This is a genomic window from Georgenia sp. Marseille-Q6866 (genome assembly GCF_965111665.1).
In genome coordinates this window covers 1-14,657 of record NZ_CBCOOR010000027.1, presented here as the reverse complement: position 1 = coordinate 14,657, position 14,657 = coordinate 1, and the positions used below count along the sequence as shown (strand labels likewise).

General features: G+C 70.5%; 18 protein-coding genes and 1 pseudogene. 7 read left to right on the top strand and 12 right to left on the bottom strand.

The features are described 5' to 3' along the window. Positions 1–98: 98 nt before the first annotated feature. Positions 99–1,154, bottom strand: coding sequence for a multicopper oxidase domain-containing protein (locus ACWPXV_RS16280; protein ID WP_454086199.1), 1,056 nt, complete (start codon positions 1,152–1,154; stop codon positions 99–101). A gap of 548 nt (positions 1,155–1,702) precedes the next feature. Here ACWPXV_RS16280 and ACWPXV_RS16275 point away from each other — a divergent pair. Beyond that, a complete protein-coding gene (locus tag ACWPXV_RS16275) occupies positions 1,703–2,674 on the top strand; it encodes a hypothetical protein (protein WP_454086198.1) in 972 nt (323 codons plus the stop codon). Between the two features lie 230 nt (positions 2,675–2,904). Here ACWPXV_RS16275 and ACWPXV_RS16270 read toward each other — a convergent pair whose 3' ends face one another. After that, positions 2,905–4,434 (bottom strand): DUF222 domain-containing protein, encoded by a 1,530-nt coding sequence (locus ACWPXV_RS16270; protein WP_454086197.1) that lies wholly within the window; start codon positions 4,432–4,434, stop codon positions 2,905–2,907. 109 nt (positions 4,435–4,543) lie between these two features. Here ACWPXV_RS16270 and ACWPXV_RS16265 point away from each other — a divergent pair, with 109 nt between their 5' ends. Next, positions 4,544–5,140 carry a class I SAM-dependent methyltransferase gene (locus ACWPXV_RS16265; protein ID WP_454086196.1) on the top strand — a complete coding sequence of 199 codons (597 nt, stop codon included), beginning with the start codon at positions 4,544–4,546 and terminating at the stop codon, positions 5,138–5,140. Between the two features lie 9 nt (positions 5,141–5,149). Here ACWPXV_RS16265 and ACWPXV_RS16260 read toward each other — a convergent pair whose 3' ends face one another. Further along, positions 5,150–5,509, bottom strand: a complete 360-nt coding sequence (locus tag ACWPXV_RS16260; protein ID WP_454086195.1) for a nuclear transport factor 2 family protein — start codon at positions 5,507–5,509, stop codon at positions 5,150–5,152. Then, positions 5,506–6,525 (bottom strand): LLM class flavin-dependent oxidoreductase, encoded by a 1,020-nt coding sequence (locus tag ACWPXV_RS16255; RefSeq protein ID WP_454086194.1) that lies wholly within the window; start codon positions 6,523–6,525, stop codon positions 5,506–5,508. The genes ACWPXV_RS16260 and ACWPXV_RS16255 overlap by 4 nt, the downstream gene beginning before the upstream one ends. 168 nt (positions 6,526–6,693) lie before the next feature. Between ACWPXV_RS16255 and ACWPXV_RS16250 the strand changes: the two genes are divergently transcribed. From ACWPXV_RS16250 to ACWPXV_RS16240, 3 genes are all read left to right on the top strand, one after another. Continuing rightward, positions 6,694–7,197 (top strand): hypothetical protein, encoded by a 504-nt coding sequence (locus tag ACWPXV_RS16250; protein WP_454086193.1) that lies wholly within the window; start codon positions 6,694–6,696, stop codon positions 7,195–7,197. Beyond that, positions 7,194–7,346 (top strand): hypothetical protein, encoded by a 153-nt coding sequence (locus ACWPXV_RS16245; RefSeq protein ID WP_454086192.1) that lies wholly within the window; start codon positions 7,194–7,196, stop codon positions 7,344–7,346. Before ACWPXV_RS16250 ends, ACWPXV_RS16245 begins: the two co-directional genes overlap by 4 nt. Before the next feature lie 103 nt (positions 7,347–7,449). Beyond that, a complete protein-coding gene (locus ACWPXV_RS16240; protein WP_454086191.1) occupies positions 7,450–8,025 on the top strand; it encodes a hemerythrin domain-containing protein in 576 nt (191 codons plus the stop codon). A 191-nt stretch (positions 8,026–8,216) separates the two neighbouring features. Here ACWPXV_RS16240 and ACWPXV_RS16235 read toward each other — a convergent pair whose 3' ends face one another. Next, positions 8,217–8,765: a hypothetical protein gene (locus ACWPXV_RS16235; RefSeq protein ID WP_454086190.1), complete on the bottom strand. Its 549-nt coding sequence runs from the start codon at positions 8,763–8,765 to the stop codon at positions 8,217–8,219. Positions 8,766–8,941: 176 nt separating this feature from the next. Between ACWPXV_RS16235 and ACWPXV_RS16230 the strand changes: the two genes are divergently transcribed. Next, positions 8,942–9,586 carry a dihydrofolate reductase family protein gene (locus ACWPXV_RS16230; RefSeq protein WP_454086189.1) on the top strand — a complete coding sequence of 215 codons (645 nt, stop codon included), beginning with the start codon at positions 8,942–8,944 and terminating at the stop codon, positions 9,584–9,586. Positions 9,587–9,918: 332 nt separating this feature from the next. Here ACWPXV_RS16230 and ACWPXV_RS16225 read toward each other — a convergent pair whose 3' ends face one another. From ACWPXV_RS16225 to arsM, 4 genes are all read right to left on the bottom strand, one after another. Continuing rightward, positions 9,919–10,680 (bottom strand): hypothetical protein, encoded by a 762-nt coding sequence (locus tag ACWPXV_RS16225; protein ID WP_454086188.1) that lies wholly within the window; start codon positions 10,678–10,680, stop codon positions 9,919–9,921. A 111-nt stretch (positions 10,681–10,791) separates the two neighbouring features. Then, the gene (locus ACWPXV_RS16220; protein WP_454086187.1) at positions 10,792–11,031 is read right to left on the bottom strand and encodes a hypothetical protein; all 240 of its coding nucleotides are present in this window, start codon (positions 11,029–11,031) and stop codon (positions 10,792–10,794) included. 259 nt (positions 11,032–11,290) lie between these two features. Further along, positions 11,291–11,713: an arsenate reductase ArsC gene (locus ACWPXV_RS16215; protein WP_454086186.1), complete on the bottom strand. Its 423-nt coding sequence runs from the start codon at positions 11,711–11,713 to the stop codon at positions 11,291–11,293. A 16-nt stretch (positions 11,714–11,729) separates the two neighbouring features. Then, positions 11,730–12,509, bottom strand: a complete 780-nt coding sequence (arsM, locus tag ACWPXV_RS16210; protein WP_454086185.1) for an arsenite methyltransferase — start codon at positions 12,507–12,509, stop codon at positions 11,730–11,732. A 65-nt stretch (positions 12,510–12,574) separates the two neighbouring features. Here arsM and ACWPXV_RS16205 point away from each other — a divergent pair, with 65 nt between their 5' ends. Further along, the gene (locus tag ACWPXV_RS16205; protein WP_454086184.1) at positions 12,575–12,931 is read left to right on the top strand and encodes an ArsR/SmtB family transcription factor; all 357 of its coding nucleotides are present in this window, start codon (positions 12,575–12,577) and stop codon (positions 12,929–12,931) included. 84 nt (positions 12,932–13,015) lie between these two features. Here ACWPXV_RS16205 and ACWPXV_RS16200 read toward each other — a convergent pair whose 3' ends face one another. The 3 genes and pseudogenes from ACWPXV_RS16200 to ACWPXV_RS16190 all read right to left on the bottom strand — a co-directional run. After that, positions 13,016–13,426 (bottom strand): STAS domain-containing protein, encoded by a 411-nt coding sequence (locus ACWPXV_RS16200; protein ID WP_454086183.1) that lies wholly within the window; start codon positions 13,424–13,426, stop codon positions 13,016–13,018. A 247-nt stretch (positions 13,427–13,673) separates the two neighbouring features. Next, on the bottom strand, positions 13,674–14,351 hold the full coding sequence (locus ACWPXV_RS16195) for a hypothetical protein (protein WP_454086182.1): 678 nt from the start codon (positions 14,349–14,351) through the stop codon (positions 13,674–13,676). A gap of 71 nt (positions 14,352–14,422) precedes the next feature. After that, positions 14,423–14,657: pseudogene (locus tag ACWPXV_RS16190) on the bottom strand (hypothetical protein); the annotation flags it as partial.

Genomic DNA, 14,657 nt, shown 5'->3' with positions numbered 1-14,657 from the left:
GCCCGTCCGGCTGTGGACGGGCGTGGGTGTGTCGTGGTCAATTCTCCCCCTGGGTGACGAACGGGTGCGGCCGGGCAACGGTGCCGTGGCCGCCGATGTCAGTGGTGGCCGCTCCCTTCGTGGTCGTGGAACCAGTCGATGGACTCCTGCGCGCCGTCGGGCATGCTTCCGTCCGCGTTGCGGACGAGGAAGATGCCGGACATGCCGGCGTCGGAGTGGAACTGGACGTGGCAGTGGTACATCCACGCGCCGGGGCCGACGTCCTCACCGGCGATCACCTGGAAGCCGAAGGAGTCACCGCCGTTGAGGTCGCGGTTGTCGATGATCTGGCTCGAGTCCCGCGGGCCCTCGAGGTAGCCCGTGCGGGTGTTGGCCCAGCGGTGGGCGTGCAGGTGGAAGGTGTGGAACATGTCGCCGTGGCCGATGCAGATGAACTCGACCGTCTCGCCGTGGTTCGCCTCGAACATCGGGGTGTCCGGCGCGAGCTTGTTGTTGATGAGCATCCCGTTGAAGACCACCGTGAACTGACGGTCGGGCAGGATGTCGCCCTGCCGGCGGACGATGAGGCCCCCGTAGAGGCCGGCGGCGACGCCGGCAGTGCCGTGCGGGGTGCCCATCGCGTGGTCGTGGTAGTGCCAGTAGCCGGCGGTGCCCGGGCGCGCCCAGCGGCCCAGCGACCTCTCCCCGGTGGTGCGCCAGACGTACGTGCGCGTCTCGCCCGGGCCGTTGTAGGACCTGTTGAACGGGGACCCGTCGGAGTTGACGTCGTAGAGCACGCCGTGTGGGTGGATGGAGACGTCGCGGTCGGTCGTGTTGACGAGCGTGATCTCCATCGTGTCGCCCTCGTACATCTCGAGGAGCGGCCCGGGGATCGTCGCCTTGCCGGGCTCCAGGCCGTAGCCGGTCTGCCCGTTGCCCAGGTCCTCGACGTACATGGTGATCTGGTGGACGGTGCCCGCCGTGGCGCGTGCGGTGGCGGCCGAACCGGCGGCAGCGGCTGTCGTGCCACGGCCCGTCGCGACCGCCGGAGCGGCGCCCGCGGTGGACCCGAGGGCGGCCACGGAGGCCGGGACGAACATTGCGGCAGCGGCCCCGGCGAGGACGCTGCGGCGTGAGAGCGCACCGTCGGTGCGCGGAGTGGACGTGTCTGTCATGTGGAGGCTCCCGTCGTCTCGACAGACACCTCGGCCGTACGCACCTCGCCGGCAGGACCCCCCGACGACGACGCGTGCGCAGCTGGAGCGAGCGCGTCGTTGCGACTACCGAGGCGTGAGGCATATCACCAAACGCCATGACCCTAGGCCGACTTATGGCGTAGGTCAAGCAAAAGATGAAATGTCAATTGCGAACCATCGATCCGTGCCCGGTTGTCCCGTCAACTTCTGTTCGCGAATCTCCCAAAGGGGCTTGCCAGTTCGGCACAGAGACGATTGACTCCCTCCTGGGGGTTGCCCCGACAGTGATGTCGTCCAGAGGGCAGGAGTGACAGATGGAGTCACGAAAGTCGCGCTCGTCGCACGTCCCGGTGCCCGCACCGGTCGTGCGCCGCCCGTTCCCGGGCACGAGCGTGGAGGTGCCGGCGCATCGACGCGCGGAGCTCTGACGAGCTCACGGTGCCACCCTCGCCATCCACCGCCTCCGTGCGCAGGCCGCCGACGTCGTCGTCGCTGTGCCGGGGAATGTCACCTCACAAGGAGAAACCATGCGAAAGAGAATGACCACGGTCCTCATCGGGGGACTGGCGCTCGCCGGGTTCGGCGCGATCGCTCCGGCCCAGGCAGCGCTGACCACCTTCTGCGACGGTGAGGCGGGCGGCGTCACGGTCCCCGGCGACCTCGTCGTCGGCGCCGGCGACGCCTGCTCGCTGGAGGACACGGTCATCAACGGCAACGTGCGGGTGGCCGCCGGTGCCGACCTCGTCGCCGACGGCCTCACGGTCAACGGCAACGTCACCGTCCAGGGCGAGGGCTACCTCGACCTCGTCAACTCCACCGTCACCGGCAACGTCGTCAACCGCGGCGCCTTCGGCGTGTACCTCGACTACACGACCGCCAACGCCTACACGGCCAACGCCAACGTCAACCCCGACTCCTTCCTGTGGACTTACGAGGCCGACTTCTCCGGCCGCGTCCTCGCCACTGGCGGCTCGGTCCTCCTCGAGAGCACCGTCGCGAACCGCGCGGTCGAGACGAGCGACACCCAGTACACCGACATCCTCGACACGGTCGTCGGGGGCTCCCTCACGGTCACCGGCGCGGACTTCGGTGCGCTCGTCTGTGGCAGCGAGGTCGACGGCCACGCGACCTTCGCCAGCAACGGCGAGGGCGTCCAGCTCGGCGCCGGCGGCGCGCTCGGCGACTGCGAGCTCGGCACGAGCGTGTGGGGCGGCAACGTGACGATCGCCGGCACCACCGGCCACGCCCAGGTCACCGACAACATCATCCGCGGCAACCTCGACGGCACGGGCAACGAGTCCGTGGCCCAGAGCGACAACCGCATCCGCGGTGAGCTCCGTGGCCAGTTCGCCGAGGAGGCGCAGCAGCGCATGCGGATGCAGCTCGAGGCGCCCGCCGCCGAGTCCGGCGCCGAGCGCGAGGTGCTCGAGCAGCTGCGTAGCGAGCGTCTGTCCAAGGCCGAGTCCGTCGCCGAGAAGGCCGGTCCCGCCAACCTCTGAGTGACCCTGGTGCCGGGAGTCGGCCGTGCGCACGCGCGGTCGGCTCCCGGCACTGGCATGTCCGGGCGCGGGAGCGCCGTGAACCGCGGTTCCCGCACATCCAGTACGCGGCGAGCACCGCGGCGTACACCCATGCCCGGAGAGGTCGCGCGGTGCGAGGCTAGCGAGCCAGGGGGACGGGCCCGCGCCGCCGTGCCCGGGGATGTGGGCAGACCTGTCCCCTGGGGTCTCTAGGTCTGTTCGTGCTTGGCGGTGATGAGCTGGCCGTGGCGGGTGTAGAAGTACCAGCGGCCTGCGGCTCGGACGATGGTGATGCCGTAGGCGTGGACCCAGTCGTGGTGGTGCCAGCACAGCAGGATGCCGTGCTCCACGCAGGTGGCCCCGCCGTCGCGGTACCACTGGATGGAGTGGTGGATCTCCCCGACGCCGGGTGGTTCGTCGCAGTCGGGGTACTGGCACCTCTTGTCGCGGGCGGTGATGGCCCGGACCATGTGGGCGGGGAAGATCCGCTGCTCCCGCCCCACGTCCAGCACCGTCGACTCGGGCCCGAACACCACCCGGGACAGCGCCGACTCGCACACCAGGCGGGCGAGCATCGCGGGTGGGATGGGGGTGCCGTCCTCCAGGGTGGCCGGCTGCACCCCGATCATCGCCTTCGGGTCGATGGCCGCGGAGATGACGTGGGTGTCGCCCGGCTGCCAGGTCTCCATCCAGGCCTTGGCCTCGGGCGAGAGAGTGAACAGGTCGCCCTGTGAGCGTCCTGGGTCGCGGGGGCCGGCGGGTGCGGTGAAGGTGGCGTCCTCCCAGAAGCCGGGCTCACCGCCCGGCTCGTGCTCCCGCCCACCCGAGGTGGTCGGCGGCTGAGGCGAGCCGGTGGCCGCGGCCAGCGCGCGCAGGGTCTCGATGTCGGCGGTGACGGTGACGTGGGGGCGGATGCGGGCGCCCTTGCCCTGCTCCCCGGCATCCAGCGCCTGCCGCGCCAACGAGGTGAGCGCCGCCGCCCGCCGCTGGGCCGGGGTGCGCTCATCGTCCTTGGCCTTGCGACCCATGTGCGCGCGTAGCGCGGTGTCCACGCTCTGCCCGGACAGCTCGTCGAGCCACCCGTTGAGGTGGTAGCCGTCCAACGTGCGCGAGAGCGTCAGCTGCTCCTTGGCCCCGTCCTCCCGCCACGCCCGGTCGGCGGCCTCGGGGTCGGCGGCGATCGCCCAGGTCTCCACGAGCTTGGCGAAGGACCCGGCATCCATCCGCTGGGCCTGCTCCACGAGGAACGCCTCCCCGAGCGTCTCGTCGGACAGCTGGGCCCGCAGCCGGTTGGTCGCGGTCGCCCGGCGCACCAGCACCCCCACGTGCTCCTCGCTGACCCGGCCCGCCTCCAGGGCCGCCCGCGTCAGCGGCAGCAGGTCACGCAGCGCCCGCGCCTGACGCACCTGCCGCGAAGCACTCGAGGCGGTGGCGTCGGTCTGGGTCCGCAGCCACGCGGCGAAGGTCCGCTGACCGTCCAGCGCCCACAAGCCGTTGGCCTCGATCGTGGCCAGCTGCGCCGAGCGGACCCCGGCCAGCCGCCGCTCGATCTGCTCTCCCCGCTCGAAAGCCTTGTGGAGGCGGTGACCGTCCATCTCGTGCCAGCTCATCGCCTCCAGCCGCGTCAGGCACTCCAGGATCGTGTCCAGCTCGCCCATCGCATCGGTTGCCACCAGCCCCCTGGCCGGCCCGTGGCCGGAGGCGGGACCACCCGCGCCGTCGACCATCTCACCGGTCACCGTCCCCACCCCCTCACACCCTCGATGTGCTGCTGGTCACATCGTCTCAGGAGGGTCTGACATCCGGCACCGAGGCCGGTGGACAGTGCGCGTGCGTAAGGTGCACCGCGTGAGGTTCGACGAGGTCCGCGAGGCGTACTCCGCCCGTGCGGCCGACTACACGAACGCCGTCGGGACGATCGAGCACGCGAGCCAGCGTGACCGGGACGCCCTGCTCGCCTGGGCGCGCGGCGTCGACGGCCCGATCCTCGACGTCGGCTGCGGCCCCGGCCAGTGGACGAGCTTCCTCCACCACGAGGGCGTCGACATCGAGGGCGTCGAGCCGGTCGAGGCCTTCCTCGCCGACGCCCGCACCCGCTACCCCGATGCGCGCTACCGGGCCGGACGGGCAGAGGACCTCGGCGTCCCGGAGGGCAGCCTCGGCGGGATCCTCGTCTGGTTCTCCCTCATCCACACCGACCCGCGCGCGGTCGACGCCCCGCTCACCGAGTCCTCCCGCTGCCTACGCCGCGGCGGCAGCCTCGCGCTCGGCTTCTTCGTCGGGCCGGACCACGAGCCCTTCGACCACGCGATCACGACGGCGTACTTCTGGTCCGTCGACGGGCTCAGTCGCCGCGTGGAACAGGCGGGCCTTACGGTCGTGGACGCACAGGTGCGTACCGACCCCGGCACGCGCCCCTACGGTTTGCTCGTCGCCGAGCGGTGACCGCCGGCGTCAGGAAGGAACAGGCGTGCCCTGGTGGAACATGCACCGCACGCCGTCGTCGTCCCGCCGCCACAGCGAGGAGCGGCGGCTCACCGCGCCGTCGAGCTCGAGGCGGTAGGTGAGCAGCACCGTGTCCCGACCGACGAGCTGCGCCGCCCGCTCGGTGAGCACCGCCGGCGGCAAGGGAGCGGAGTCGCCGACGAGCTCGGTGACGATCTCCCCGCGGGTCCACAGGCGCCCCGACTGCCCGATCTCGGTGAAGTCGGGGCCGAGCAGCGACTCGAGACGCGCCCGGTCGCCGCGCACGGCAGGGGTCAGCAGCGCCCCCTCCGCCTCCCAGGCCGCAGCGACCAAGCCGTCCGTGCTCACCGCCACCCCAGCGCAGGCGCGAGGTGGGTGAGGACGCTCTCGATGACGTGGGCGTTGTACTCCACCCCGAGCTGGTTCGGCACGGTGAGGAGCAGCGTGTCCGCCGCGGCGATGGCCTCGTCCGCGGCGAGCTCCTCGACCAGCGCGTCCGGCTCCCCGGCGTAGGACTTCCCGAAGCGCGCGAGCCCGCCCTCCAGGCGCCCCACCTGGTCGGTGGAGTGGGTGTCGCGCCAGAAGAGCTGGCGGTCGAGGTCGCTGACGAGCGGGAAGATCGAGCGGCTCACGGACACGCGCGGCTCCCAGTCGTGCCCGGCGGCCGCCCACGCGTCGCGGTAGCGCTGGATCTGCTCGGCCTGGAGCTGGTGGAAGGGCACGCCGGTGTCCTCGGTGAGCAGGGTCGAGCTCATGAGGTTCATCCCGTGCTGCGCGGTCCACTCGGCGGTGGCGCGCGAGCCGGCACCCCACCAGACCCGACGGCGCAGGCCGGGGGAGTGCGGCTCGATGCCCAGGAGCCCGGGCGGGTTGGGGAACATCGGGCGGGGGTTCGGCTCGGCGAAGCCCTCACCCTCGAGCACCTCGAGGAACCGGAGCGTGTGCGAACGGGCCATGTCGGCGTCGGAGGTGCCGTCGTCGGGCACGTGACCGAAGTGCTCGTAGCCGCGGACGACCTGCTCGGGTGAGCCGCGGCTGATGCCGAGCTGCAGTCGGCCGCCGGAGATGAGGTCGGCGGCGCCGGCGTCCTCGGCCATGTAGAGCGGGTTCTCGTAGCGCATGTCGATGACGCCGGTGCCGATCTCGATGCGGCTCGTGCGGGCGCCGACGGCGGCGAGGAGCGGGAACGGCGAGGCCAGCTGGCGGGCAAAGTGGTGGACGCGGAAGTACGCGCCGTCGGCCCCGAGCTCCTCGGCGGCGACCGCCAGGTCGATCGACTGCAAGAGCGCGTCGGAGGCGGAACGGACCGCGGACTGCGGCGAGGGCGTCCAGTGGCCGAAGGACAGGAAGCCGATGTTCTTCATGGCCGGGTCAACGCCGCGGGCGGGCCGGTATTCCGGGCAGGGCGGTGTTCGCCGCCCATGCTGCGGTCGTCCACAGTGATACCGGATCCTGCGGTTCGGGCAGGCGAGCCTAAGTACCGTGACCAGAGGCTGGACAGGACCGATCGGTCACGGCAGGGAGGCTCAGCGGTGAGAGCGTGGTGGTGGCGTCACTGGAGACTCGGGGTCGTAGCTATCGGGGCGCTCGCGATCGGAGCGCTACTGCGCGGCTTCTTTCCGCCGTTCGTCCTCGATGACCCCTTCTGGCGTGCCTTCTGGACCAGCCCGGCTGCTGCTGGCGTGTTCGCTCTTGGTGGTGCCCTCGTGGCATTCGCTGCGGCCAAGACGGCGGCGGGTGTCGCCCGGCGCGCAGCTGAGAGGCAGCAGTGGTGGCACCGGGTGGAGTGGGCACTCAACCTGGCAATCTCCGACCGGGGCGCGGATAGGGACGTGGGGCTCCGCGTGCTCGCAAACTTCGTCGGCGAGGCGACGACGGCGGAAGCGAGGATGATCAGCACGGTGACGTCGCTTGTCCTTGGCGCCGAGTCCCGGGGGATGGACGACGGTCCAGAGGCCAGCGAGAATGGACGCGACAGGAAGAGGTGGAGGCCATGGCGCAGACCAGTGACAAGCGGGCAAAGGGGCGCGCTATGAACGGGCTGGACCTTCGGGTTGCGAGTGGCAAGGCAGACCCCGTCACCGACTCCCAGCGTGCGGTGGCGGCGCGTATTCGCGTCGCTTACAACAAGAAGGCCGGCATCGAGACTGAGCCGTGGATCAGGGAGCTCGCCGAGCGCGAGTAAGCCTGGCGCGGCCCTGCAGACGGTCGCGCCCCGACATGCCCGCCCGCCGCCCCCGACCTACGCTGCGGAGGCAAGGACGCACACCGAGAAGGGGGCCACTCCCATGTCCGAGACCACCGGTACCGCCGAGCAGGACGTCGTCGACTTCCTCACCAACGACCACGCGCTGATGATCGCGCTGCTCGAGGAGATCCAGGACACCGCCGACCCGAAGGAGCGCCGCGACCTCGCGGACACGCTCATCGCGGAGGTGATGCGGCACGCCGTCGCCGAGGAGATGCACGTCTACCCGGCGGTCGAGAAGCACGTGCCGAACGGCAAGGAGGAGGTCGAGCACGACAAGAAGGAGCACGACGAGCTCGTCGACGTCATGAAGCGCATGGAGGACCTCGACTCCGCCGACCCCCGGTTCCTCCAAGAGGTCCGCGAGATGCACGGGATGCTCAAGCACCACGCGAACGACGAGGAGACCGACCAGTTCCCCAAGCTCCGCCAGCACATCCCCAGGGAGGAGCTCGTCGAGCTGCGGGGCAAGGTCGAGGCCGCGATGAAGGCCGCGCCCACCCGGCCGCACCCCAGCGCCCCGCACTCCGAGCTCTTCCACAAGACGCTCGGCCCCGGCGTCGGCTTCATCGACCGGCTGCGCGACAAGCTCACCGACCGCAACACCAACGCCTGACGCACCCCAGACCGACGGCGCGGACCACCCCTGCCGGTCCGCGCCGTCGCGGCGTGTCTCTGATCTGATCGGAAGTCGGCGGCGTCAAGGCACCAGCCTTGGCATCGTCGGCGTGTCACGCGGCGTGTCGCCCACTTCGGTGCAGACAAGCGGCACAGGCGACGACGACGTCGCATCGCCCGCCCCAGGCCTCAGCCGTCGAGGTCAGCAAGCTCCCGGAAGAACTGGCCGATGCCGGTCGCCCCGTTCCACGGCAGGTCACCGTCACCGGCGACCTCCACCATGCGGCGCGGCAGCTCCAGGGCCTGCGTGTCGGACAGCGCGAGGAGGGTCGCGGCGCTCTGCTCCGCGGTCGGGCGGGCGCCGTCGAGGGCCGTGCCCGCCGAGACCAGCCGCAGCAGCCGGAGGGTGACCGGCTCGCCGAGGATCCAGTAGCGGGGGTCGTAGGGCGTACGCACCTCGTGGTGGGCCAGGTGGTCGGCGAAGCCCTCCAGGTAGAGCGCGAGCCCGCTGACCTTGTCGCCGGCGCGGTGCCGACGAGTGCTCTGCGGGAGGATGCGGAGGCACAGCGGGAAGTCGGCGAGCGCACGCAGCGTGCTCGCGACCTGGCGCGGCGTGGGGGCGGCCTGCTCGCCGAGGAGGTGGCGTGCGACGTCGTCGCGGTGCAGGGCCGAGAGCAGGCGCTCGGCGTGGTTCTGGGTGGCGAGGTGGGGCTGGTGGAGGACGGGTGCTGCGGTCACGGTGGGCTCCGGGGAGAGTGGGGGGTTACCCCATATATACGCGCGGTCGGCACTCCAAATGACGGGTCGAACGGCCCGCGCCGTGCGAGTTCGGACACACTGCGCGCGCGGCCGATGAGTCTTGCCGTCGTGCCAGGTCGGTAGCCATGACATCGCGGCACGAAAGGACTTCAGGCATGAGGCTCACCGTTCACACCTTCGTCTCCATGGACGGCGTCATGCAGGGCCCCGGCGGCCCGAAGGAGGACATCAGCGGCGGCTTCGACCGCGGCGGCTGGGTGGTCCCACTGGCCGGCGAGGGCTTCGGCCGCGTCGTCGACGCCTGGTTCGAGCGGACCAGCGAACTGCTCTTCGGACGCCGCACCTACGAGATCATGGCCGGCTACTGGCCACGGGTGACCGACCCTGCCGACGCCGTCGTCGGCAAGCTCAACGGCTGCGCCAAGCACGTCGTGTCCAGCACGCTCACCACGCCGGTGTGGGACAACACGGCCAGCATCATTGCCGACGACGTCGCCGCCTCGGTCCGCGCCCTCAAGGAGCGTCCGGGGGAGGAGCTGCAGATTCACGGGTCGTGGCAGCTGATCCAGATGCTGCACAACGAGGGGCTCGTCGACGAGTTTCGGGTCATCGAGTTCCCGGTGGTGCTCGGCACCGGCAAGCGGCTCTTCCACGACGGTGCGGCCGCGAGCGGCTTCGACGTCGTCGAGACCGAGGTGCTCGACGGCGGCGCGGTCTACCGCGCCCTGCGACCGGTGCCCTTCGCGTCCGGGGCGTACGCGGTGGAGGACGGCAAGGAGACGGTCACCGTCGATTCATGAGAGTGGCTTTGACCTATTCACGGAGTGCACCCACGGGCGTCCACGCGCCCCACGGTTGTCCGGGGCTGGAATGACACGCTCGTCCGGGCCCGGTGAGGGGGAGCGTGCTGGCATACCGGACTCCACTGCGCTCCCCTTTGCGGGCTCTTCGGACATTCGGACACCGCAGTGGCTGCTTACCCGCGCCGTTGTTCATATACCCAGCAGGACAGCGGCGATCTTTCCGGCCAGATCGGGCGGCGGGGCGGGCGGCCGAGACAACGCAGAGGGAGTACGTCCGATACCGAGAGTCGGTGCGTCGGGTGCGTCGGTTACGCTAGCGACCGCAGCGGTCACACGAGGAACCGATCCGTCTCGTCGATCAACTCGGCGAGCATGACCTCTTCTTGCGCGGTCCCCAGATGTCCGCGGTGGGATCGCCAGACGGGCAGTGCATCGGCGAGATAGACCACCTGCCACTCCTCATTAGGCCGGCAGACGGTGTCGAGGAAGAACTCTTCGACTGACCTCTCGTTGGGGGCGACGAAGACGTAGTCGAGATCGGCGATTGAGTCACGGCGGAGCCGCTCCGGGGCGGGAAGGTAGCCCCGGGTAGAGCGGTAGACATCAGCCTGCGGGACGGCGGGGTAGTGCCAGCCCTGGGGGTGAAGTCGGGCGCGCATTCGGTCTGGGCATAGCCCGGTGAGCGTGATGCAGTCTGACTCGTGGTGAATCTCGTCGAGCGCCGGGTCGGTGTCGTCCAGGTAGTGGCTAATGATCTTTGCGGCGATGGGATCGAGGTCGGGGCTGCCTTCGTCAGCCTGGACAAGGGTGCGGTAAGAAGAGCGGCCGAGCATGTTCGCGTACGCAGTGGTCGACTTCAGCTCAAAAAGCGCTTTGATGTTGTCCGTTGCATCGCCGGTGAGAATGTCGGAGTGCACACGCCCATTCATCCGCCACTCGTCCAACGGGTAGGCCAGTCGGCTGCGCAAGGTCGGCAAGGTCGCCACCAACCCGTCCGGGACGGCGGCGGAGAGATCCGGATAGAGTTCAGTGCGCAGAGTCTGGCCGAGCAGCCTCGTGTAAGCCGGTTCACTAAGCTTGCTTCGTTCCATCGCCATCACCACCGCTCCTGAGGTTCCTCACTCGTACGCGGGAGGTTCCGCGAGTCCCGACGATTCGCGGTGCTGGGGAAGTCGGACAGGCGTATCCCAGTCGCCCGTTGCCTACCAGTAGAGCGTCGCGCCGGCGGAAAGCGCCATGGCAAGCGCGGCACAGACGGCGAGGACTTCAGCGAGGCCGCGGAATCCGCGAGCTCGGCCACCGGCCACATCGCTGGAACCGCGGGCGTAGACGCCGCTGATGACGTAGCACCCAACCGTGGCGAGGAGGAAGAATGCGCCGGCTTCGAAGGCGCCTTCGGCGATGGTGATTCCAGCGTCGGCGGCTTCAGTAGAGGTGATCATGGGGCCAAGCATCCCAGCCGTACCGGCCACCGGTGGGTGCGACGCTCACTGCACTTCTCCTGGATCTAAAGCCCGGTCCGCAGACTTGCCGTCTGATCGGCGCGAGCCGTCCGGCTGTCATTAAGGAGCGCGAGTAGCGTCGAACCGCCGACGAGGGCGGAGTAGTTCCCGGAGACGGCGGCACAGACAGCGATCCCAGCGTGGGCACGAGCACCGCCTCCGGCATCGAGTGACCCGGTGCCGGGAGCGTCGCGGTAGATCAGAGTGCGGACCCGTCAGAGGCGTCGGGCACGAGCTCCGCGGCGAGCGCCTCCACGCGGGCGCGGATCTCGTCGCGGATGGGCCGCACGGCGTCGAGGCCCTGCCCCGCGGGGTCGTCCAGCACCCAGTCTTCGTAGCGCTTGCCGGGGTAGTACGGGCAGGCGTCGCCGCAGCCCATGGTGATGACGACGTCGGCCTCGCGGACGGCGGTGTCGCTGAGCCGGGTGGGCTGGTTCGCCGTGATGTCGATGCCCTCCTCGGCCATCGCCTCGACGGCCACCGGGTTGATCCGGTCGGCGGGCATCGAGCCGGCGGAGGTGACGGTGACGCGGTCCCCGGCGAGGGCGGTGAGGTAGCCCGCCGCCATCTGGGAGCGGCCGGCGTTGTGGACGCAGACGAACAGGACGGTGGGGGCGGTCATCGTGTCTCCGTGTGGTTCAGGCGCGGGGCTTGGTCGCGCGGACGATCGCGCCGTGCATCTCGGGCGCCACCTCGTGGGTGTACTCGACGACGATGTCGGTGAACCCGGCGGCCGTCATCCCCTCGAGGTACTCCGCGCGGCTCAGGGCACCGGCGATGCAGCCGGCGTGGGAACCGCGCTCGGCGCGCTCCGCGGCCGTGAGGTGATCCTCCGCGACGACGTCGGAGACCCCTACCCGGCCGCCGGGAGTCAGAACGCGGAACATCTCCGTCAGCACCGCCGCCTTGTCGGTGGAGAGGTTGATGACGCAGTTGGAGATGACGACGTCGACGGCCGCGTCAGGCAGCGGCACATCCTCGATGGTGCCCAGGAGGAACTCGACGTTGCTCACGCCGGCCGCAGCCGCGTTCGCGCGGGCAAGCTCGAGCATCTCCTCGGTCATGTCGACGCCGTAGGCGAACCCGGTGGGTCCCACGCGCCGGGCGGAGAGGAGGACGTCGATCCCGCCGCCGGACCCGAGGTCGAGCACGCGCTCGCCGGGGGAGAGGGCGGCGACGGCGGTGGGGTTGCCGCAGCCGAGGCTGGCCGCCACGGCCGAGACCGGGAGGTCGACGGCGTCGCGCGAGTCGTACAGCCCCGCGCCGAAGGTGACGTCCACGGGGGTGTCCGAAGCGCCGCAGCAGCTGGAGTCGGTTGTCCCGTCGAGCACCTGCTCGTTGCTGGCCCCTGCCCGTGCCTGGGTGGCGGCCGCGGCGTAGCGCCGGCGCACCTGCTCACGCAGCTCGTTCTCGACCATGGCCTGCTCCCATCGACGGTATTCGATGGGATGACGATGGCGGAGGTATCGACCGATGTCAATACATGTGCGAAGATCGGTCCATGCCGACACCGCCGACGCCCGTGGCCTGCTGCAGTCCGATGCTGACCGCTGCGCTCGGCGAGCGGGAGGCGCAGGACCTGGCCGACGTGTTCAAGGCGCTCGCCGACCCCACGCGGGTGCGGCTGCTCTCGCTCATCGCGGCGGCTCCGGACGGTGAGGCGTGCATCTGTGACCTCACCGAGCCGGTCGGGCTGAGCCAGCCGACCGTGTCCCACCACATGAAGAGGCTGGCCGACGCCGGCCTCGTCGTGCGCGAGCAGCGGGGGCGGTGGGCCTACTACCGCGTGCTTCCGGACGCCATGGGGGCTCTCGCGCGCGCCATCACGCCGGCCCGGTAGGGCGGGCGTCTGCAGGAACGCAAGTGGCGAACGGCATGTCTGCCGTTCGCCTCAGTGTGGTGGGGCCATCTGGCCCCGGTGTCGTCAGTCGCCGAGCGCGCGGTCGCGCAGGGGCGGGGCCGGCGAGCTCTGCTCGGCCATGGTGGGCTTGAGGGGCTCCCCGTCCGTGCCCACGATGTCGATGAGCTCGCCGATGCGGGTGACGTCGAGGAGGAAGCGCACCACGGGGGGCGGGCTGATGAAGGTCGGTCGCTGGCTGGAGCCCTGGATGAGCCGGCTCAGGGCGGCGAGAACCGAGGAGTCCATGAACGTGACGTCACGGACGTCGACCTCGACCGGGACGTCGTGCAGCACGGCCTCGTGGACGGCGTCGAGCAGCTCGGGCTTCATGAGCATGTCGAGCTCGCCGCTGAGGATGAGTCGGACGCGGTCCGGTGACGCGATGAGCGTGACGCTGCCTGTTGCAGGTTGAGAGTCGTGGGGGTGGCTTGCCATGGTGGCCTCTTCTCTCCCAGTGGGACAGACGTCGCTGCCCTCGTCGGTGATCTGGATATGGACACCCGCATGTGGGAGGAGGACGCAGGCTGAGCCGCAGAGATCGAGGGTACCGCGAAGTGCCGCGCCGGGACAGGTCGCCACTGATGGGCTGACCGGCGGCGACGGCTTCCGACAGCAATGATCCGGGGACTGCTCCCGCTGAGGCCCCGGTACCCCGGGTCTGTCACGGGAGCAGTCCACGCGATCAGCGGGCTGAGCGGGCGACTATCCGCTCGACGGTGTCCGCCGAGATCGCGGTGAGGCCGATCGTCATCGGGTCGAGGCGGCTGGCGTGTTGTCCCTGTGCCGTCTCGTAGGTGACTGTCGGGGAGACGATGTAGAACTCCGCGGACGCGTCGCACGCGAGCTCGAGGTCGAGCGTGAACTCGTCGCCCGGAGCGACGGCTGCGGGGATCGGTGCCGTGGAGACGGACGCGCCGGGCGCGTCGACCGTGGCCGTGGCGGCCGTGATCGTCTCAGCGGTGTCGTTGCGGAAGGTCGCCGAGAACGGTCCGCAGATGTCGGCTGTCAGGGGGAAGTCGCCGGTGGCGGTGACACCGGCGCCGTCGGCGTCGTTCGGCTCGATGCTCCACGCCCCCACGTCGACGACGATCGGCTCCTCCAGGTCCGACACGAAGAGCTCGATCTCCTCGAAGGCCACGCCCGTGCTTCCGGCGTCGAGGGAGAACGTGAGGTTGCCGATGACGCCACCGTCGACGACGGACCCCTTCTCGACTATGAAGTCACCCGACCCGAACTGCGGTCCGTCCACGACTGCGACACCGGCGAGACGGTCCCAGATCGGGTCGTCCTCGCCCGCGACGAAGACGAGGTTGACCGGGAACTCGTCGGCGGGCGCGATGGCGACGTCGACGGAGCTCACAGCGAACGCAGCGCCGGTACCGGGCGGGGCCGGACCGTCGACCCCGCCGTCGCCCGCGCTGCTGCACCCCATCACCGTGGCCAGGACGAGCGCCGCCACGGCGGGGCCGGCCCCGGGGGCGGGGTGGGTGTGGGGGACGAAGGCGATGGCGAGCTCCCAGCCGCCCCCGGGGCCAGGGCGCGCGCGGCGCGGACGGTGTAGTTGCGCACCGAGCCGCGGATCTCCGGGTCGATCCCGGTCCAGCGGCTGTACCAGCCCTCGGGTCCGCCGTCGGGCAGGACGGGAAGCTCGTGACCGGGGGCGGCG

Coding starts and splice junctions, on each gene's coding strand:
- ACWPXV_RS16255 (WP_454086194.1), bottom strand. CDS start 6,525: ATGAAGAACATCGGCTTCCTGTCCTTCGGCCACTGGACGCCCTCGCCG.
- ACWPXV_RS16215 (WP_454086186.1), bottom strand. CDS start 11,713: ATGACCGCCCCCACCGTCCTGTTCGTCTGCGTCCACAACGCCGGCCGC.
- ACWPXV_RS16220 (WP_454086187.1), bottom strand. CDS start 11,031: ATGATCACCTCTACTGAAGCCGCCGACGCTGGAATCACCATCGCCGAA.
- ACWPXV_RS16200 (WP_454086183.1), bottom strand. CDS start 13,426: ATGGCAAGCCACCCCCACGACTCTCAACCTGCAACAGGCAGCGTCACG.
- ACWPXV_RS16230 (WP_454086189.1), top strand. CDS start 8,942: ATGAGGCTCACCGTTCACACCTTCGTCTCCATGGACGGCGTCATGCAG.
- ACWPXV_RS16205 (WP_454086184.1), top strand. CDS start 12,575: ATGTGCGAAGATCGGTCCATGCCGACACCGCCGACGCCCGTGGCCTGC.
- ACWPXV_RS16245 (WP_454086192.1), top strand. CDS start 7,194: ATGAACGGGCTGGACCTTCGGGTTGCGAGTGGCAAGGCAGACCCCGTC.
- ACWPXV_RS16225 (WP_454086188.1), bottom strand. CDS start 10,680: ATGGAACGAAGCAAGCTTAGTGAACCGGCTTACACGAGGCTGCTCGGC.
- ACWPXV_RS16275 (WP_454086198.1), top strand. CDS start 1,703: ATGCGAAAGAGAATGACCACGGTCCTCATCGGGGGACTGGCGCTCGCC.
- ACWPXV_RS16280 (WP_454086199.1), bottom strand. CDS start 1,154: ATGACAGACACGTCCACTCCGCGCACCGACGGTGCGCTCTCACGCCGC.
- ACWPXV_RS16240 (WP_454086191.1), top strand. CDS start 7,450: ATGTCCGAGACCACCGGTACCGCCGAGCAGGACGTCGTCGACTTCCTC.
- arsM (WP_454086185.1), bottom strand. CDS start 12,509: ATGGTCGAGAACGAGCTGCGTGAGCAGGTGCGCCGGCGCTACGCCGCG.